Annotated in this window: 17 protein-coding genes; 8 read left to right on the top strand and 9 right to left on the bottom strand. The window is 68.2% G+C overall.

The features are described from left to right. The first annotated feature begins 254 nt into the window (after positions 1-254). The 5 genes from nasA (at position 255) to FY251_RS18210 (ending at position 6,521) form a co-directional block, all read left to right on the top strand. A complete protein-coding gene (gene nasA / locus FY251_RS18230; protein ID WP_148416458.1) occupies positions 255-2,366 on the top strand; it encodes an assimilatory nitrate reductase NasA in 2,112 nt (703 codons plus the stop codon). Positions 2,367-2,424: 58 nt separating this feature from the next. Next, positions 2,425-3,057 carry a molybdenum cofactor guanylyltransferase gene (locus FY251_RS18225; RefSeq protein WP_148416457.1) on the top strand — a complete coding sequence of 211 codons (633 nt, stop codon included), beginning with the start codon at positions 2,425-2,427 and terminating at the stop codon, positions 3,055-3,057. 264 nt (positions 3,058-3,321) lie between these two features. Further along, positions 3,322-5,076, top strand: coding sequence for a nitrite/sulfite reductase (locus tag FY251_RS18220; protein ID WP_148416456.1), 1,755 nt, complete (start codon positions 3,322-3,324; stop codon positions 5,074-5,076). 2 nt (positions 5,077-5,078) lie between these two features. Next, positions 5,079-5,258, top strand: a complete 180-nt coding sequence (locus FY251_RS18215; protein WP_148416455.1) for a hypothetical protein — start codon at positions 5,079-5,081, stop codon at positions 5,256-5,258. 129 nt (positions 5,259-5,387) lie between these two features. After that, positions 5,388-6,521, top strand: a complete 1,134-nt coding sequence (locus FY251_RS18210; protein ID WP_148416454.1) for a thiolase family protein — start codon at positions 5,388-5,390, stop codon at positions 6,519-6,521. A 218-nt stretch (positions 6,522-6,739) separates the two neighbouring features. Here the strand turns inward: FY251_RS18210 and FY251_RS18205 are convergent, their stop codons facing one another. The 3 genes from FY251_RS18205 to FY251_RS18195 all read right to left on the bottom strand — a co-directional run bounded on the left by FY251_RS18205 (position 6,740) and on the right by FY251_RS18195 (position 11,785). Continuing rightward, complete coding sequence (locus FY251_RS18205; RefSeq protein WP_148416453.1) at positions 6,740-8,647, bottom strand: cation:proton antiporter; 1,908 nt, start codon at positions 8,645-8,647, stop codon at positions 6,740-6,742. A 129-nt stretch (positions 8,648-8,776) separates the two neighbouring features. Further along, positions 8,777-10,777, bottom strand: coding sequence for a long-chain fatty acid--CoA ligase (locus FY251_RS18200; protein WP_148416452.1), 2,001 nt, complete (start codon positions 10,775-10,777; stop codon positions 8,777-8,779). 99 nt (positions 10,778-10,876) lie between these two features. Further along, positions 10,877-11,785: an MBL fold metallo-hydrolase gene (locus tag FY251_RS18195; protein WP_148416451.1), complete on the bottom strand. Its 909-nt coding sequence runs from the start codon at positions 11,783-11,785 to the stop codon at positions 10,877-10,879. 231 nt (positions 11,786-12,016) lie between these two features. Here FY251_RS18195 and serS point away from each other — a divergent pair, with 231 nt between their 5' ends. Continuing rightward, positions 12,017-13,399, top strand: coding sequence for a serine--tRNA ligase (gene serS / locus FY251_RS18185; RefSeq protein ID WP_148416449.1), 1,383 nt, complete (start codon positions 12,017-12,019; stop codon positions 13,397-13,399). A 63-nt stretch (positions 13,400-13,462) separates the two neighbouring features. On the opposite strand, the gene FY251_RS18180 is transcribed toward serS, so the two are convergent. Beyond that, complete coding sequence (locus FY251_RS18180; protein WP_148416448.1) at positions 13,463-13,816, bottom strand: nuclear transport factor 2 family protein; 354 nt, start codon at positions 13,814-13,816, stop codon at positions 13,463-13,465. Between the two features lie 116 nt (positions 13,817-13,932). Between FY251_RS18180 and FY251_RS18175 the strand changes: the two genes are divergently transcribed. Further along, entirely contained in the window at positions 13,933-14,427 is a 495-nt protein-coding gene (locus tag FY251_RS18175; protein WP_148416447.1) for a DUF367 family protein, read from the top strand. Between the two features lie 37 nt (positions 14,428-14,464). Here the strand turns inward: FY251_RS18175 and FY251_RS18170 are convergent, their stop codons facing one another. Both FY251_RS18170 and FY251_RS18165 read right to left on the bottom strand, forming a co-directional pair. Then, on the bottom strand, positions 14,465-15,229 hold the full coding sequence (locus FY251_RS18170; protein WP_148416446.1) for a hypothetical protein: 765 nt from the start codon (positions 15,227-15,229) through the stop codon (positions 14,465-14,467). Between the two features lie 137 nt (positions 15,230-15,366). Then, positions 15,367-15,729, bottom strand: a complete 363-nt coding sequence (locus tag FY251_RS18165; RefSeq protein ID WP_148416445.1) for a DUF5518 domain-containing protein — start codon at positions 15,727-15,729, stop codon at positions 15,367-15,369. A 205-nt stretch (positions 15,730-15,934) separates the two neighbouring features. On the opposite strand from FY251_RS18165, the gene FY251_RS18160 reads away from it, so the two are divergent. Continuing rightward, positions 15,935-16,912 carry an NOG1 family protein gene (locus tag FY251_RS18160; protein ID WP_148416444.1) on the top strand — a complete coding sequence of 326 codons (978 nt, stop codon included), beginning with the start codon at positions 15,935-15,937 and terminating at the stop codon, positions 16,910-16,912. A 138-nt stretch (positions 16,913-17,050) separates the two neighbouring features. Here the strand turns inward: FY251_RS18160 and FY251_RS18155 are convergent, their stop codons facing one another. The 3 genes from FY251_RS18155 to FY251_RS18145 all read right to left on the bottom strand — a co-directional run. Further along, the gene (locus tag FY251_RS18155) at positions 17,051-17,797 is read right to left on the bottom strand and encodes an SIMPL domain-containing protein (RefSeq protein WP_148416443.1); all 747 of its coding nucleotides are present in this window, start codon (positions 17,795-17,797) and stop codon (positions 17,051-17,053) included. Positions 17,798-17,895: 98 nt separating this feature from the next. Beyond that, the gene (locus FY251_RS18150) at positions 17,896-19,200 is read right to left on the bottom strand and encodes a TIGR00341 family protein (protein WP_148416442.1); all 1,305 of its coding nucleotides are present in this window, start codon (positions 19,198-19,200) and stop codon (positions 17,896-17,898) included. A gap of 42 nt (positions 19,201-19,242) precedes the next feature. Further along, positions 19,243-19,590: 5-formyltetrahydrofolate cyclo-ligase (locus tag FY251_RS18145; RefSeq protein WP_305037590.1), on the bottom strand; the 348-nt coding region annotated here is incomplete at its 5' end.

Genomic DNA, 19,590 nt, shown 5'->3' with positions numbered 1-19,590 from the left:
TGAACCGCTATCGGACATTAATTCCGTAAAAACAATTCAAAAATATATTCTAAAACGGATTGATTACGCGATTATATTCCTTCTATTCGATTGTATATTGGTTCTTTCTTCAGAATAATTGGGAAAAATATGTCTTCTTAAACGATTAGGTCTTTATGGTTATCTTCCGCCACTGTGAGCCAAGAAAGTGAAATGATATTCACGAACGGCACGGGATACTTGCCCGAATGCGGTACATTCGACGCGGACGGTAGGTGGTGAATCGCGTGGCGAAACAAGTCCCGACGACCTGCATGCGCTGTGCGGTCGGCTGCGGTCACGTCCACCTCGGCTCGGACACGGCGTACGGTCTCGACGCGGTCCGGGGCGACCCCTCGCACCCCGTGAACAACGGGCTGGCCTGCGGCCGCGGCATCCGCGAGTCGGCAGACCCGGACGGGTCGTGGCTCACGCGACCGCTCGTCAGGGAGAACGGAGAACTCCGGCAGACCTCGTGGTCCGACGCGCTCGCGCGCGCCGGAGACGCCATCAACGACGCGATGGCCGACGACCCCGACGAGGTCGCCGTCCTCGGGAGCGGCCAACAGACGAACGAGGCCGCCTACGCCCTCGGAAAGCTCGCCCGCGGCGGTATCGGCACCCGGAACTACGACGCGAACACGACGCTCTGCATGGCGAGCGCGGTCACGGCGTACTACCGTGCCTTCGGGAGCGACGCGCCGCCGCCGACCTACGACGACATCCCCGAGGCGGAGACGCATCTCGTCTGGGGGGCGAACCCGGCGGTCGCCCACCCGGTGATGTTCCGGTGGATACGCCAGTCGGCCGACGACGTCGACCTCGTCGTCGTCGACCCCGTCGAGACGAAGACCGCGGCGGTCGCCGACGACCACGTCGCCATCGACCCCGGCGGCGACCTCGCGCTGGCGCAGGCGATTCTCGGACGCCTCGTCGAAACCGACTCCGTGGACGAGGCGTTCGTCGAGGAACATACCGAGGGGTTCGACCGCGTCGTCGACGAGGTCCCGCCGGTCGAGGAGGCGGCGGCGGACGCCGGCGTCACCCTCGACGAGGTCGAGAAACTTGCGTCGCTCCTCGACGCGCCCACGCTCGTCTACTGGGGCATGGGCGTCAACCAGAGCGTCCGCGGCACCGCGACCGCCGGCGCGCTCGTGAACCTCTGTCTCGCGTCCGGGAACCTCGGCCCCGGCTCCGGCCCCTTCTCGCTCACCGGACAGGCGAACTCGATGGGCACCCGCGTCGTCTCCTCGAAGGGGACGTGGCCCGGCCATCGACCGTTCGAACACCCGGACCACCGCCGGACCGTCGCCGAGGCGTGGGACGTGCCCGTCTCCCGACTCCCCGACGACAGCGGCCCGGGGCCGGTCGGCATGTTCGAGTCGTCGCCGTCGGTCGTCTGGACCGTCGCCACCAACCCGCTCGCCGGGTTCCCGGACGCGACGGCCGCCCGCGAGGTCCTCGAAGACTCGTTCCTCGTCGTGCAGGACGCCTTCCGGTCCGAGACGGTCGAACTCGCCGACGTGGTGCTCCCCGCGGCGACGTGGGGCGAGTCCGAGGGAACCACGATGAACATGGAGCGGACGGTCTCGCGGGTCCGCGCGGCCACCGAGACGCCGCCGGGCGTCAGGCAGGACCTCGACATCATCGCCGACGTGGCCGCCCGCGTCGCGCCGGGACTGCTTCCGAGGCCGTCGGTCTCGCCGAGCGACCTGTTCGACGAGTTCGCCGCGCTCACCGAGGGGACCGACGCCGACTGCTCGGGACTGTCGTACACGCGACTCGACGGCGAGCGCGCCGTTCGCTGGCCCGCGCCGGACCCGACGAGCGATGGCGGCTACCGCTACTACGACGCCGACGAGGGGTCCGACGACCCGACGTGGTCGTTCCCGACGCCCTCGGGGAAGGCGCAGTTCAGCGCGCTCTCGGGGTCGTCGCTCCCCGAACCCGCCGACGAGTCGTACCCGCTGACGCTCACGACCGGCCGCGAGGCCGACGGGTACAACACCGGCGTCCGCACGCGGAGCGACACGCCGGACGAGCCGGTCGCACGCGCGCACCCCGACACAATCGACGCGCACCGCGACGCGGTCGCCGACCCCGAGGGCGACCGCCGAACCACCGTCGTCTCCCGCCGGGCGTCGATTCCGGCGACGCTCGACCCCGACGACGCCGTCCCGCCGGGCCTCGTCTGGCTCTCTATCCACCATCCCATGACCAACCGACTCACCAGCCCCGCGGTCGACCCGCAGTCGAACGAACCGAACTTCAAGCAGTGCGCCGTCCGCCTCGAACACCCCGAGACGACCGCGTCCACCGACCTCCTCGCGGCCGAGGTGAGCGACTGATGGCGCTCGTCGCCGCCGGCGGACGGCCCCGCGAACCCGGACGCACCGCCGCCTGAGAATGGCCGACGCGTCGCACCCACACCTCGACACCGGCCGCGCGGGTATCATCCTCGCCGGCGGCCGCTCGACCAGATTCGACGGCATCGACAAGGCGACGGCCACCGTCGGCGGCCAGCCCATGATTCACCGGGTCGCCGCCTCGCTCGACCCCGTCGTCGACGAACTCGTCGTCAACTGCCGCGCCGAACAGCGGGACTCGCTCGCCGGCGCGCTCTTGGACTTCGACGTCCGGTTCGCGGAGGACGCCCACCCCGACCGGGGCCCCGTCTTCGGCCTGCGAACCGCGCTGCGGGCGACGAGCGCCGAGTACGCGGCGGTCCTCCCGACCGATATGCCGCTGGTTCCGAGCGGGTTCATCTCGCACCTCTTCGGCCGCCTGCAGGGCGCGGCCGGCGTCGTCCCGCGGGTCTCGGAGACGACCCAACCGCTCCCCGCGGTCGTTCACTGCCGCGCCGGCGAGGTCGCCTGCACCGATACCATCCGCGCCGGAGACGACCGCCTGCAGGCCGTGATGTCCGCGCTCGACGTCACGGTCCTCGACGACCGCGAAGTGGAGGCTCACGCCGGGACGCACGCGTTTCACAACGTGAACTCCTTCGACGACTTGCGCGCGCTCGCCGCTCGTCGGTGAGCGCGTTCGAGTCCCATACCACATTATCGTCCATTATGTTCAGTTCAGGTTATCCAATAATCACTCGACTATCTGACCAAAGTACAACCTTATATTCGGAATATTCGGTTATAGAGTGGACGAATGCGCCCTATAGAGTCAATTTATAAAGATTCTCAACGAATACTCTTATGAGCCTCTGTCGAGTCGTGTTATCACGAAACATGACCAAGTTCGCAAACAAACGCACAGGAATAGTGGATAATTGCCCACTGGTGGTCGGAAATGGCGAGTAAGAAGGAAGCGTGGAAGTCGGAGCTCTACGGCGACGCGGTCCGCGAGAAAATCGAGGAGTTCGCCGAGAAGGGCGTCGACGCCATCCCCGAGGAGGAACGGGACAAGTGGTTCACCCGCTTCAAGTTCTGGGGGGTCTTCCAGCAGCGGACGGGCCAGGACTCCTATTTCATGATGCGGCTGACGAACGCCAACGGCGTCCTCGAACCGGGACAGCTCCGGGCTATCGGGGAGGTCGCGCGGGACTACGCCTCCGGCCCTGTCGAGAACCCCGAGTTCGGCGACGCGTGGATCGACCTGACGACGCGCCAGTCGGTTCAGCTCCACTGGCTCGAACTCGAAGACATCCCCGAGGTCTGGGAGAAGCTCGAAGCCGCGGGCGTCTCCTCGCGGTCCGCCGGCGGCGACACCATGCGGAACATCACCGGCTGTCCGGTCGCCGGCCGCGACAAGCACGAACTCGTCGAGTCCCAGCCGCTCCTCGACCGCTTCCAGGCGGACCTCCGCGGCAACGACGCGCTGTCGAACATGCCGCGGAAGTTCAACATCAGCGTCACCGGCTGCCGCGAGGGCTGCGCGCAGGACTCGATAAACGACGTGGGGCTCGAACCCGCGGAGAAGGAAATCGACGGCGAGACGGTTACCGGCTTCAACGTCCGCGTCGGCGGCGGCCTCGGCTCCCGCAAGCCGCGCGTCGCCCGCGACCTCGACATCTTCGTCGCCGACGAAGACCGCGCCTACGAGGTCGTCCGCGGCTTCGTCGAACTCTACCACGAACACGGCAACCGCGACGTTCGGGCCCGCGCCCGCAGCCGCTTCTTCGTGGACGAGTGGGGCACGGAGAAGATTCGCGACCTGCTTCAGGAGGAGTACGTCGACTTCGAACTCCAGTCTGCGGGCGAGAACATCCGCGACGAGTACACCTACAACGCGGGCCGCCCGGAGTCCGCCGGCAAACACGACCACGTCGGCGTTCACGAGCAGGCCGACGGCGACTACTACGTCGGTCTCAGCGTCGCGGTCGGCCGGCTCACGGCGTCGGACGTCATCGAACTGGCCGACATCGCCGACGAGTACGGCTCCGGCGAGGTCCGACTCACCCGCCGGCAGAACCCGCTTCTGATGGACGTGCCGGAGGAGAAGCTCGACGACCTGCTCGCCGAGCCGCTCCTCGGCAAGCACACGCCCGTCCCGAACCCGTTCCAGCGCGGCACCGTCGCCTGCACCGGTACGGAGTTCTGCTCGCTCGCGCTCACGGAGACGAAGGCGCGGACCGCCCGGATGCTCCGGTGGCTCCGCGACAACGTGGACGTGCCCGACGACGTGAGCCAACTGAAGATTCACTACTCCGGCTGCACCGCCGACTGCGGGCAGGCGAACACGGCCGACATCGGTCTGTTCGGCATGCGCGCCCAGAAGGACGGCGAGATGGTCGAGGCGATGGACATCGGCGTCGGCGGCGGCATCGGCGAGGAGCCGTCGTTCGTCGAGTGGGTCCGACAGCGCATTCCGGCCGACGAGGTGCCGGGCGCAATCGCGTCGCTCGTGGAGGCGTTCGCCGAGCGCCGCGAGCCCGGACAGACGTTCCGCGAGTGGGTCGACGCCGAGGGGACCGAAGCAGTCACCGAGTACTGCGTCCCCGAGGAGACGGAGTTCGAAGCGCCGTACATGCACGACGCGAAGCAGTCGTGGTACCCGTTCGCCGAAGAGGAAGCGAAGGCCGAACAGCCGGTCACGAGCGACTGAGCATGACCGACCGCATCGCATCCGACGGCCCGGCAGACGACGCCGACGTCGACGACGCGCCGTTCGAGCACGCCTCGGCGGACGTCGCGCCGGAGCTCTTCCCGGCGGAGCCAACGGTCGCCGACGCGGGTACCGGCGGAATCCCCGGTCGGCCGGACAGCGACTCCGCCACTCGTTCCTGAGCTCCGAGACTCGGTGCCGTCGTCTCCACGTTCACCGCTTTCTCGGCGTTTTTCGACCCGAACGACAACTCGTCACGACGAATAGCGAGTTCTAAACTATTTATGGTGTTCGAACCCCGACACTGTGCCATGCCAGAGCCAGTCATCGCGGCCGCGTACCGCACGCCGTTCGGCAAGGCCGGCGGCGTGTTCGAGGACGTCCGAAGCGAGGACCTCTCGGTCACGCTCATCGACCACGTCCTCGACGAACACGACGTCGACCCCGACGACGTGGAAGACCTGATGTGGGGCGTCGCCCAACAGCGCACCGAACAGGACAACAACGTCGCCCGCGTCATCGCGCTCCTGTCCGAACTGGGCGAGGGGACGCCCGCGACGAGCATCAACCGGTGGTGCGCCTCCTCGATGCAGGCCATCATCTCCGCGTCCGACGCCGTCGCCGCCGGCAACCGCGAGTGCATCGTCGCCGGCGGGGTCGAGAGCATGTCCCGCGTGCCGATGGACGGCGACTCCTACGAGCACCTCCACCCGGAGCTGAGCGAGCGGTACAACATCTTCCAACTCCAGATGGGGATGACCGCCGAGAAGGTCGCAGAAGAGTACGAGGTCTCCCGCGAGGCCCAAGACGAGTTCGCGCTCCGGAGCCACCGGCGCGCCGCCGAGGCGACCGACTCGGGTCGCTTCGACGACGAAATCGTCCCGGTCGAGACGGCCGACGGCGTCGTCACCGAGGACGAGGGCATCCGCCGCGACACCTCGATGGAAGTCCTCTCCGGCCTCGACCCCGCCTTCTCGGGTGACGGCTCCGTCACCGCCGGCAACTCCTCGCAGATAACCGACGGCGCGGCCGCCGTCCTCGTCACCAGCCGCGAGTTCGCCGACGAGCGCGGCCTCGACGTGCTCGCCTCGGTCGGCACGAACAACGTCGCCGGCGTCGACCCGACGGTCATGGGCATCGGCCCGGTCCCGGCCACCCGCGGCCTCCTCGACCGCGCCGGCACCGACATCGACGAGTACGGCCTCGTCGAAATCAACGAGGCGTTCGCCAGCCAGTGCGAGTACTCCCGGCGCGAACTCGGCATCGACGCGGACGAACTCAACGTCAACGGCGGCGCAATCGCCCTCGGCCACCCCCTCGGGGCCTCGGGCGCGCGCCTCCCCGTGACGCTCATCCACGAGATGCAGAAGCGCGACGTTGACCGCGGCCTCGCGTCGCTCTGCGTCGGCTTCGGTCAGGGTGCGGCAATCGAGTTCAGTCGGTGAGGTCGCCCCGCGTTTTTATCCTGATTCGTCGCGGGAAGCGAGCGAAATCCGAGGGCCGCGCGTCGGTGGTCCCCCGAACCGCCGACCTCGGCGCGCCCGTCTGGTACGTCCTCGTCGCGCTCACCGTCGGCTACTGGACGGTGTTCGTCCGGTGGGCGCGGCGCTGACCGGTCGGGGACGACGCGAAAAAACCGAAAGCGAGCGGGCGGCGAGAGCCGCTACGCGGGATTGACTAACTCTTCTGCGTCTCGGACGGCCTCGCGCTCGCCGATGATGGTGATGCGGTCGCCCTCTTGGAGCGTGTACTCCGCGTTGGGGACCGTCGTGTCGCCGTTCCGCGAGACGAGCGTGACGAGACAGCCGTCGGGGAGTTCGGGTCCGACCTCGCGGATGGTCCGACCGATGAGTCGCTCGGCGGTGACCTCGACCTCTTGGACGTCGCCGGAGCGGCCGATTTCGCCCATCCAGTTCGACATCGACGGGCGCTCGATGTAGTTGTCGAGCGCCTGCGCCGTGGCGATGGTCGACGAGATGGTCCGCACGCCGAGTTCTTCGAACGCCTCGACGTTGTCGGGGTTGTTCGCCCGCGCGAGGACGCTCTCGGGTTCGAACTTCGAGTTCGCCAACTGCGCGACGAGCAGGTTCACGTCGTCGTCGCCGGTCGCGGCGACCACGAACTTGGCGTTCGCGGCCCCCGCGGAGCGTAAGACGCTCGTGTCGGCCCCGTCGCCGTGATGGACGGTAAAGCCCATGTTTCGGGCCGTCTGGACTACTTCTTGGTCCTGCTCGATGAGGACCACGTTCTCTCCGCGGTCTGCGAGGCGTTCGGCGAGCGCACGGCCCACTTTCCCGCCTCCGATGATGAGTACACGCATTGGGATGACGTCGAGGTATTCTGCGATCCGGCGAGCGAGGCCGGCCTCGAAGACGACGGTCGTCAGGATGACGAGGAAGACCGTGCCGACGAGGATAGAGGCGCTCTGGTTCAGTGCGGCGGCCTGCTGGGTCAACCCCTCGGCCGCCAGTCGCGTCGCCTCCTCCTGCAGGGCGATGGCGAACAGCGAGGCCACGGACGCGGGGATGATACCGCGCGGGCCGACGAAGCTCATGAAGAGCTTCTCCTCTCTCGTGAAGCGGTCGCCGCGCGCCGAGATGAAGACCAAAAGCGGCCGAATCACGAGCGCGACGGCGGCGACGACCACGAGGCCGCCGACGCCGAGGTTCAGGAGGTTCTGGAAGTCCAACAGCGCCGCGAGGGCGATGAAGACGAACGACAGCACGAGCAGCGTGATGTCGCCTTTGAACGCCGAAATCTCCTCTTCGTACGGTACGTCCGCGTTGCCGAGGAGGATGCCGGCGGTCGCCACCGCGGCGATGCCGGCCTCAGTGGCGACGTAGTCGGCGGCCGCGTAGGACACGAGCGCGCCGGCGAGGACGAGCAGGCGCGCGTTCTGCGGCGCGTTGCCCGGCGAGAGGTCGACGTACCGGAGCGCGTAGTACAGCGACCCGGCGACGATTGCGCCCACGATGACGCCGACGCCGAGGCGCTCGGCGAACAGCGTCACGAGAGCGTTGGGACTGCTGACGCCTTCGAGGATGGCCTCGAAGATGACGACGGCGACGATGGCCGCCGTCACGTCGTTGACGATACCCTCCGTGTCGAGCGCCGCGCCGACCCGGTCGCGGACCGGGACGACTTCGAGAATCGGCGCGATGACCGTCGGCCCGGTCGCGACGAGGAGCGCGCCCACGAGGAACGACACGGGCCACGGCGCGCCGAGCGCGTAGTGGACGACGACGCCGGTCGCGATGAACGAGATTATCGCCCCGACGGTGACGAGTCGGAACGTCGCGGCCGGCGCTTCCCGTAGCTTGTCGATTCGAAGGTGGAACGCGCCCTCGAACACGATGATAGCGACCGAGAGACCGACGATGGCCTGTAGTGCGTTCCCGAACGAGTCGGGAGAGATGACGCCGAGGACCTCCGGGCCGAGCAGGATGCCCGACGCGATGAGGAACACGACGCTGGGGACCTGAAACCGGTCCGAAAGCACCTGCGAGACCACGCCGATGCCGATTATCGCGGCGACGAGCGGGATGAGGTTCGCCCCTCCTGCTGCGGCCACCTATATCGCCTCCATGGATTCGGTTCATGTGGCGACGGAAGATAAAACCATACATCTCGGGCGGTATTTCCGCGGTCTTGTGGATACGTATGACCGCAAAACTCTCGAAAAAGTTTAGGGTGTCAGATTTTACTGGCTCGCGTCCCGCCCGCGGCTCCGCCGCTTTCCGGGCCGGCGGTCCTCGTCGTAGATGAGCGACACCTCGTCGGCGTAGCGGTCGAGGATGTTCCGGCGCTTTTTCTTCATCGTCGGCGTCATCAGGTCGTTGCCCTCCGAGAACTCCTCGGGGACGACGCGGAACTGCTTGATTCGCTCGTAGGACTCGAAGTGCTCGTTGGCCGCGTCCACCTCGGCCTCGATGCGCTCGTACACCCGGTCGTCGCGGCAGACGGCCGCCGGCTCGTCCGGGAGGTCGATTCCCGCCTCGGCGGCCCACTCCCGCAGGCCGTCGAAACTCGGGACGATGAGCGCCGAGACGAACTTGCGGCCGTCGCCGAGGACCATGCACTGTTCGACCACCGGCGAGGAGGCGAAGGCGTCCTCGATGGGGCCGGGGGCGACGTTCTTCCCCGTCGAGAGGACGAGAATCTGCTTGGCGCGCTCGCGGAACGCGATGTAGCCGTCCGGCCGGCGTTCGACCACGTCGCCGGTGCGGAACCAGCGGTCGCCCTCGTCACCGACGACGAACGCCGCCTCGGTCTCCTCGGGGTCGTTCCAGTAGCCCTCGGTGACGCTCGGCCCGCGCACGAGCAGTTCGCCGACCTCGCCGCCCGCGTCGCCGAGTCGGTCGCCGACGACGGTCGTGTCGAGTCGCGTCTCGACGTTCCGAAGCGGGTAGCCGATGGTGCCGATTTTCGGCTCCTCGGGGGGGTTGACCGAGATGACCGGCGACGTTTCGGTGAGGCCGTAGCCCTCGTAAATCGGCAGGCCCATCGCGTGGTAGAGCGCGCACAGCTCGGCCGAGAGGCTCCCGCCGCCGCTGATGAAGAAGTCGAGGTCGTCGCCGAGCGCCTCGCGCACCTGCCCGAACACGAGCCGGTCGGCGAGGCGGTGTTTCGCGGTGAGCAGGTAGCCCGGCGCGTCGGTCGCGTGGTACGCCTGTCCGACGCCGACAGCCCACTCGAAGATGCGCTTTTTGACGGACGACTCGCCGGCTTGCGCCCGAATCGCGTCGTAGAGCTTCTCGTACACGCGAGGGACGCTCGTCCCGACCGTCGGGCTGACGAGCCGGAAGTCCTCGCGGAGCGTGTCGGGGCTCTCGGCGTAGGCGACGGTCGCGCCCGCCGCGAACATCATGAAGTGGCCGGCCATGCGCTCGAAGACGTGCGCCAGCGGCAGGAACGACAGCGTCACCGAGTCGGGGTCGATGACCGGCGTGTCGCCTTTGTCCGGGCGGGGACCGAAGCGCCGGTAGCTCTCGTTGACGTTCGACCGGAAGTTCCAGTGGGTGAGTTGGACGCCCTTCGGCTGACCCGTCGTCCCCGAGGTGTAGATGAGGCTGGCGAGGTCGTCGGGGTCGCGCTCGTCCAGCCACGACTCGGAGGCCGCCTCGTCGTACACCTCCTCGCCGCGGCGGTAGAGTTCGCCGAGCGTCAGCACGTCGTCGCGGTCGTCGCGGCCGTCGTACTCGTCGACGACGACGATGAACCGAAGGTCCAGTTCGTCTTCGACGGCGAGCACGCGCTCCAGTAGCTCTTGGTTCTCGACAACGACGGCGTCCGCGCCGGGGTCCGAAAGCAGGTACTGCACCTGTCGCTCCGATGACGAGGTGTACACCGTGGTGACGACGCCGCCCGCGCCGAGGACGGCGAAGTCGGTCTGCGCCCACTCCATTCGCGTGTGCGAGAGGATGCCGACGCGGTCGCCGGTCTCGATGCCGAGGTCGCGGAACCCGGCCGCGAGGCGGCGGACGACGCCCCGCATCTCCTCGTAGGTCAGGTCGGCGTAGTCGCCGTCGGGGGCCGCCGGGACGACGCCCTCGGCGACCAGCGACCGCCGGTAGACGCCGCCTTTGTACCGCTGTGCGACTCGCGAGGCGTTCCGCGACGCGCTCGCCTCGAACATCCGTGGGAGGGTCGACCGCTCGATGACCGGGTCGTCGAACGCCGCCTCCGCGTCCCGCCAGTCCATGTTCTGTTAGTAATAATTCAACATCTAAAAACTATGTACGTGCGGTCTGTTGAAAGCCCGCGGTACCGCGGGGAACCGTTGATTGCGACTCCGGTCGCGTCACTCGCCGTCGCCGACGTAGTCGAGGTAGCCGAGCACGCCGCGGGTGTTCAGGCGCTCTTCGTCGCGGGCCTTCCGCGCGCCCCACACCTCGTCCATCTGGGTGTGCTCGACGAAGTGGTCGATGACGGCCTCGTCGTCGCCGAGTTCCGCGCGCTTCTGTCGGATGGCCTCGACCCACTCCACGAGGACGCGCTTGTACGCCTCCGCGAGGTCGGCGTCGTAGGGTCTCGGGCCGAAGTGGCCGAAACAGACCGTCTCGGGGTCGATGTCCTCGATGGTTCGCACGTCGTCGAGCGCCTTCTGGAGGTGGAACTGCGAGGGCGGCGAGGTCTGCCGGAGCGTCCGCGACCGCGGCTCCCAGATGCCGAGCGCGTCGCCGACGAACAGCACGTCGTCGCCGTCGTCGTGGAACATCACCTGATGCGGCGCGTGGCCGGGCGCGTGGTGGACCGTCAGCGTCCGGTCGCCGAGGTCGATTTCGTCGCCGTCGGTGAGTCCCTCGACGCGCTCTTCGTCGATTGGGCGCGGTTCGTCGTAGAACCGCCACTGGTCTTCGACGGCCGCCTTCGTACCCTCGACGAGCCGCGAGGGGTCCACGAGGTGCGGCGCGCCGAGTTCGTGGGTCATCACGGTCGCGTCGGGGTAGCGCTCGGCGAGGTAGCCCGCGCCGCCCGCGTGGTCGAGGTGGACGTGCGTCGGCAGGATGTACGCGAGGTCGTCGACGCCGACCTCGTCGAGCATCCCGAACACCGCCTCCCTGTCGGCGGCGATGCCGGTGTCGACGAGCGCCGGCTTCTCGGCGTCGATGAGGTAGACCGAGCCGTACTTCTCCACCTCGTACATCCCGCTGTCGACGTAGTAGATATCCGTGCTGTCCGGGACGGGTTCGACGTCGCCAATAGCCATAGTTGACGGCCGTCTCCGGGAAAGAAAAGCGTTCGGTCGCCGGACCCCCCACGTTGATTACGGGCGACCGCAAAGCCGTCTCCATGTCCGAATCTGGGAGCAGCGGCCGTTTTCACCGTGGGTTCGTCGCGCTCCTCAGATGTGGTTTCGTCGCGTTTCCCCACCGCGGATTCGCCCCCGCCCCTCGGCGATGCGATACGATTTTCCCGCCCGCCCGGAAATCACAGCCCAATGATTGACAGGCAACTGCTCCGCGACGAACCGGAGCGAGTTCGCGACGCGCTCGCCGCCCGTAACATGGAGGACGTGGACATCGACCGCGTCCTCGACGTGTACGACGAGTGGCGTTCGCTGAAGGCCGAGGGCGACCAACTCCGCCACGAGCGCAACGAGGTCAGCCAGAAAATCGGCCAGCTGAAACAGGAGGGTAAAGACGAGGAAGCACAGGAAGCCATCGACCGCTCGGGCGAGCTCAAGACGGAGCTCCAGGAGCTGGAAGCCCGCGCCGACGAGCTCGAAGCGGAGCTCGACGAGGCGCTCATGGAGCTGCCGAACCTCCCCCACGAGTCGGTTCCCGTCGGGGCCGACGAGGCAGACAACGAGGAGGTCCGCCGCGTCGGCTTCGACGACCGCCGCGAGCTTCCCGACGAGGTGACGCCGCACTACGACCTCGGCGAGGAACTCGACATCATCGACGAGGGCCGCGCGGCCAAGACCACCGGCTCGGGGTTCTACTTCCTGAAAGGCGAGGGCGCGATGCTCGAACACGCGCTCGTCCAATTTATGCTCGACGTGCACCGCGAACAGGAGTACGTCGACCTGTTCCCGCCGATTCCGGTCAAGACCACCTCGATGGAGGGCACCGGTCAGCTCCCGAAGTTCGCCGAGGACGCCTACCGCATCGGCGGCGCGGAGACCGAGAACTACGAGGACGACGACCTGTGGCTCTGTCCGACCGCGGAGGTCCCGGTCACGAACATGTACCGCGACGAGATTCTCCTGAAGGACGACCTCCCGCTGAAGCACCAGGCGTACACGCCGAACTTCCGCCGCGAGGCGGGCGAACACGGCACCGAGACCCGCGGCATCGTCCGCGTCCACCAGTTCAACAAGGTCGAACTCGTCAACTTCGTCGAACCCGACGAGTCGTACGACCGGCTCGAAGCCCTCGTCGACGAGGCCGCCGAAGTGCTCGACCGCCTCGGCCTGCCGTACCGCGTGCTCTCGCTCTGTACGGGTGACCTCACCTTCGCGTCGGCGAAGACCTACGACCTCGAAGTGTGGGCCCCCGGCACGGAGTCGGACGACGCCCCCGAACAGGGTGGCCGCTGGCTGGAAGTCTCGTCGGCCTCGAACTTCGAGGACTTCCAGGCGCGCCGCGCCGGCCTCCGGTACCGCCCCGAGCGCCACGAGTCGGCAGAGTACCTCCACACGCTCAACGCCTCGGGCACGGCCGTCGGCCGCGTCATGGTCGCGCTGCTCGAATACTACCAGAACGAGGACGGCACGGTCGACGTGCCCGAACCCCTCCAGCCCTACATGGGCGGCCGCGAGGTCATCGAGGGCCACGAGCCCGTCGGCGAGGCCGCGGTCGGTGCCGGCAAGAAAGACTGAGCGACCGACGCGCGCCGCAAAGCGGTTCTCTCTTCTCCCGTTCTTCTCCCGCGTCTCACCCCGTCAGTTCGCCGTCGACGACTTGACGAACGTCTTCAGCTCCGAGAGCTTCCCGTCGCGCGCCCGAAACCGGTCGAGGAAGACGAACAGCTCGTCGCCGTCGCGGTCTTCGAGGTGGCCGCGGACGACGATTTCGTCGTCGGACTTCGACTGGATGTAGCGCTCGATGACGTGTCGCGTGTCCTTCCGCGGCCGGTCGTCCCGCATGAACGTGACGAACTCCTCGCGCCCCGAGAGCGTCATGTCGCCGCGGTGCTGGACGAACCCCGGTTCGAGGAGGTTCCGAAGCATCTCGTATCCGTGGTGGTCGAGCGCCGTGTAGTACTGCCGGGCCAGATACGTCGCGTCGGGATGCACGCCCTCTCTTCGTCGGCCGGGGGGAAGAATCCGACGCCGACTCGCCCCTCGTGACGCCTCGCGCGCGCCGACGCCGCGTTCGGGACGCTTTTCTCGGCCAGCCGCGTACCGCGGCTGTGGACCTGCACGTTCGATACGAGGGCGACGACGACCCGAAGAAGTGCACGGCGAAGAAGCTCGAACGCTTCGACATGGCCGTCCTCCACGGCTCCGACCGGGAGACCCCCTACGGCGTCGTGCTCAACCCCCACGCCGACAGGGCGCTGTCGCCCGCCGACGCGGACACCGGCGCGCTCGTCGCGCTCGACTGCTCGTGGGAGTCGGCCGGCGAGGCCATGTTCTCGCTCCCCGGCGACCACCGGGCGCTGCCGTATCTCGTCGCCGCCAACCCCGTGAACTTCGGTCGCCCGATGCAGTTGACGACCGTCGAGGCGATAGCCGCCGCGCTCTGCATCTTCGGCGAGAAAACGCGGGCCGAAGACGTGCTCTCGAAGTTCAACTGGGGCCACACGTTCCTCGAACTCAACGAGGAACCGCTGCGCCGGTACTCGGAGTGCGCGGACTCGACCGAAGTCGTCGAGATTCAGCGGGAGTACCTCGAACGCGAGTAGCCCCCGTCAGCGGCGGCGAACCGCCTCGGTTCCGCCTTCAGAGTCGGCTCGACGTCCAGTTGAGCGCGATTTCCGTCCCGGTCTCGACGCGCTCGGTCGGCGTCACCTGAATCACCCGCGCCCACGTCCCGCCGCTCGGCGCGGTGTAGTTCATCCCGCCGCAGTAACAGTCGACTTCGAGCGCGGGGTCGTCCTCGTTGTGGCCGTCGTACGGGTAGCCGGTTCTGGACCACGCGCTCCAGTCGATGGTGTCGGTCTCGTTGCGCGCGACCAGCGTCACTTTCAGCGGCTCTCCGATGGTCGTCGTCCCGTAGTGGATGTCCTCGCGGTCGGTATCGACGGTGTCGAGCGCCTCCGGCGAGTCGGGCAGCAGGTCGACCTCCGAGAGGTCCTGCGTGTCGTACGTTTCGGTCGCCTGAACCTCGGCGTCGTCGGCCGCGCGGTACACCTCGGTCGTGAACGGGAGCGACGAGTCTTCGAGTCGAAAGCCGAGGAGCACCTCGTCCGAGGGGACCGACGTCTCTTCGACCAGCGTCGGGTGTATCTCCTCGGGGTTCTCGACGAAATCGGCGGCTTCGGGCCCGCTTTCGGTGCTTTCCTGTGTCTGTTCGGTCGTCTCGTTCGTCGTCGTCTGCGCGTCGGTCGTCGCCTCAGTCGTGGTCTGAGTCTCCGTATCGGTCGACTGTGTCGTCGGGCCTTCGCCTTCGGAACCGGAGGAACTACAGCCAGCGAGACCGGCGACGGTGACGGCGCCAATCGATTGGAGGGCTCTTCGCCGGGTGTACGTCGTCTTCTCACCCATATGGGGTCACTGTATTGGGTCGACCCCTTTAGAAGCCGGTGACCGTTTACGCGTCCAAACGTAGCTTATCACCTGTCTAAACCCGTTTCAACGCTCCCCGACGACCCCGGTGGCCGACGGGTTCGGCGCGTACGTGGCTATCCTTTCACCCACGCGCCGACCGCCCCGGCGATGGCGCTGTCGATGGCGAAGACGAGCGTCAGCGCGACGCCCGCGACGAGGACGCCGACGCCGCCGAGGAGGCCGCCCAGCGGTCCGCCGGCGAGTCCCACGAGACTCCCGAGGAGCGCCGCGAGGAGCGTCACGACGATACCCGAGATAGAGCCCGCGACGAGGCCGTTCCACGCGCCGTTGCCGAGCGTGCCGCCCGCGAGGTAGCCCGCCGCGAAGCCGCCGAGCAGGCCCGCGCCGATTTGGCCGACGACGGGGAGCGCGAGTCCGCCCGTGCCGACGACGACGATGACGACGAAGCCGACGGCGACCGCTTTCCAGTCAGTCATGGGTCGGAGTAGGCCGCGGGCGGGCAAGAACTTCGTGGCGGTCGCCGGCTGACCGTTCGCGTCCGTCGGCGTCTGCGGGCGGGCCGCCCGCGACCCCTTCGCTTCCGGTCGAACCGTGCGGGAGACCTGCACGGCGAATCCACCGCTCGAAGCGCCGAACCCCAAACGGACGCGCTTTTACGGCTCGGCCATGTAGCGGACTGCAATGATTTTCGAGTCGCTCCCGACCACGCCCCGGTCGGACGAACTCATCGACAAGGCCTTCTCGCGGGCCGCGCGCACGGGGCGAGCGAAGCAGAACAAGTTGGAGGCTCAGCAGTCGATGCTCCAGACGGCGTCGAACATCCTCTCGGACAACCTCGAAAACGTCGTCGTCGAGTGGCCCGACTTCGAGACGGTCGACCCCTTCTACTACGAGCTCGCCGACGCCATCGTCGACGTGGACGAGGTCCGAAAGAGCCTCTCGGAAGTGATGTGGGCCTCCCGGCAGGTCGACAACATCGCCCGCGAGTACCAGCCGAAGCTCCGCAAGACCGACGCGGACCTCGCGCGCAAGCACCGAAAGCAGGCGTTCGCCCGCATGGCGAGCGTCGTCGAGGAGGTCGAAGACGACCTGCTCCGCATCGGCGAGGCGCGCGACGCCCTGAAGGACCTCCCCGACATCCGCCCGGACGAACCGGCGATCGTCGTCGCCGGCTACCCGAACGTCGGGAAGTCCTCGTTCGTCAACGACGTGACCCGCGCGTCGAACGAGATCGCCCGCTACCCCTTCACGACGAAGGGCGTCCAAATCGGGCACTTCGACCGCGACCGCATCCGCTACCAGATTATCGACACGCCGGGCCTGCTCGACCGCCCGGAAGACGAGCGCAACGACATCGAGCGGCAGGCCGTGAGCGCCCTCGAACACCTCGCGGACGCCGTCCTCTTCGTCGCCGACGCCAGCGGGGCGTGCGGCTACCCCATCGAGTCCCAGCTCGAACTCCGCGACGCCGTGAAGGCGCGCTTCGAGGAGCGCGACATCCCGGTGCTCACCGTCTGTAACAAGAGCGACCGCTCGACCGACATGGACGCGGACCTCTACATGAGCGTCGAGACGGGCGAGAACGTCGACGCCGTCCTCGACGCCGCGGCCGACGCCATCGGGTTCGAACCCGACATCCCGCCGTCGCGCAACGAGTAAGCGGGTCGGCTTTTTTCGGTTCTGTCTTGTCGCAACGCCTCGACGGGAGAGCCGCGGCTACGGGATAGCTATCGGAGAAATGAGGGCGCGCGGTGGGTCGAACCGCGAGTTCGGTCTCGGTCAGCGGGGCGCGGGCGCTTACTCGGCCTCGTAGACCATCTGGACGGTCGCCGAGACGGTCACGGGGCCGGGCGAGAGTTCGGTCGACCCGGACGAGGCGCGGGCGGCGTCCTCGGCGTAGGCGACCGGGTACGGGCCGGGCGAGGCGCTGCCGCCGACGGTGGCGGTGTGGACGCCCGCGACGGTCAGGCCCGAGGCGCTGGCGACCGCGTCGGCGTCGGCCTTCGCCGAGTCGACGGCGCGGGTCAGGGCCTCCTCGCGGAGTTCGGCGCGCTTCTCGTCGGTGAGCGTGAAGGCGACGCCGCGGATCTCGCTGGCACCGGCACCGACCGCGAGGTCGATGACTTCGCCGGCGCGGTCGGGGGCGACCTCGACGCGGAGGGTGTGGGCGGCGCGGTAGCCGAGGAGTTCGCGCTCCTGACCGCTGTAGTCGTACTCGGGGTAGATGTTGAAGCCGGTCGTCTGGATGGCGTCCTCGGCGACGCCGGCGTCGGTGAGGGCGGCGCGGACGGCGGCCACGTCGTCGGCGACGGTGCCGCGGGCGTCGTCCGCCGAGTCGGCGGTGGTCGTCACGGCGATGGAGACCACGGCGAGGTCGGCGTCGGCGGTCACTTCGCCGGTGCCGGTCGCGGAGATGGTCGTCGCGTTCGTCGCGGTCGTCGCGTCTGTGCCGCCGTCGGTCGTCGCCTGCAGGGGTGCCGAGAGACAGCCCGCCAGAAGGACGAGGCCGACGAGGAATATCGGAGCAATCGTGCGTCGTTGCATACCCACCGTACGTCGGTTCAGCTATTCAAGCCGCGCTAGAGACAAAGAGCGACTGTAGCCTTCGAAACGGGGCGGGGGCTACACCCCCTCGGCGCGCGCTACTCCACGACGGCGACGTAGCGCACTTCGACGTCGATTTCGTCGGCACCCCACGGCGACAGCGGTTCGGGGGCGACGGCGTTCACCCGTCTCGTGAGTTCGCGTTCGACCAGCGGCGGGTCCGACGTCGGGTCGTAGCCGACGGTCACGACGACGCCGTCCGGCTCCTGTAGCGGCCCGCTGTCGTACTGCAGGTCCATCGACAGCAGTCGGGCGTCGGTGTCGGAGAGCACGTCCTCGATGGCGTCGCGCGCGTCGCCTTGGAAGTCGGCGTTCCGGTAGGTCGTGTAGGTGACCGCGCCGAGGAACGACGAGAGGACGAGCAGGCCGACCCCGATGACGGCGATGCGGAACAGGGCGGCCCGGCGGGCCTCGTCGCGGCGAATCCACCGCTCCGGCCGGTAGCCCTGCTGCCAGAGGACGCCGATGGCGACGAAGTTGACCGAGAGGATGTTGACGAGGACGAGGATGGCCGAGCCGACGACGGCCTCGGGCGCGCCCCACGCGATGCCGATGCCGACGACGGCGGTCGGCGGGACCAACGCGGCGGCTATCATGACGCCGACGAGCGCGGTCGAAACGCCGGAGGAGAGCGAAATCGCGCCGGCCGCCCCCGCGCCGAGCGCGATGACGAGCGACAGCACGTCGGGCGCGAGCCGCTCGTCCACCTCGGGAATCGACAGCACCTCAGCCGGGGACAGCGGGACCGCCCCGGTCTGTTTCAGCAGGAATGCGAAGACGGCGGCCGCGCCGACCGCGAGGACGCCGCCGAGCGCCTGCAGGCGAACGCCGCGGGCGAACATCTCGTCGTCGTCGACGACGGTGCCGACGCTCGCGGACATCGCGGGGCCGACGAGCGGGGCGATGACCATCGAGCCGACGACCACGGCCGGCGAGTCGAGGAGCAGGCCCGCCGTGGCGACGAGCGCCGAGATGACCGTCATGAGCACGTACGTCGAAACCGACGGCGCGAGGTCGGCGGCCTTCGAGGCCAGCTCCTCGCGGGCGATGCGGTCGCCGTTCTCCTCGTCTTCCTCGTACTGCTCGCGCAGCTGGTCGAACCGCTTCGAGGCGACCGTCTCGGCGGCGACGACGACCGTGTAGGCGTCGCGCTCGACGCCCGCCTCGCGGAGCCGCGCCAACACCGGCTCGACGGCCTCCTTGGGGACCGGGAAGGTGACGACGGCGACGAAGTCGCGCCCGGAGGTCTCCTCGGAGACGGCGTAGTCGACGCCCTCCTCGTCGAGCGTCCGCAGGACGGCCTCGCGCTTGCCGGTCGGCACCAACACCTGTACGAGTCGCACGGCCTCACGTCGGCCCGGGCGGTGAAATAAGCAGGGGCTCGGCTACCCGTTCGACTCGTCGCGCAACCGCCGGAGGACGGGCATCTCGTCGAGGCGCTCGTCGGGGAGCGCGCCCCAGTCGATGCCCTCGGGACGGGGATACGGGGTCTCGGTTCGGACCAGTCGTTCGGGGGTGACGACGAGGTCCATCGGCACGTCGTGGGCGTCCGGCTCGGGCAGGTCGTCGCGGACCTGCCGCTCGTGGACCGTCGTCGCCACGGTCGTCTCCGCGGAGACGGCTCCGAGACCCCGCAACACCGCGTATTCGAGGTCGCTGAACCCCTCGCCCTTCCCGACGCGAGCGCCCGCCTCGGAGACGGCGACCGACCCCGAGACGACGAGGTCGACGGG

The organism is Haloferax sp. KTX1, from assembly GCF_902410085.1.
GTDB lineage: Archaea > Halobacteriota > Halobacteria > Halobacteriales > Haloferacaceae > Haloferax > Haloferax massiliensis.
The sequence above is the reverse complement of the archived record's forward strand: the minus strand, read 5'-3'. Positions and strand labels throughout refer to the sequence as shown.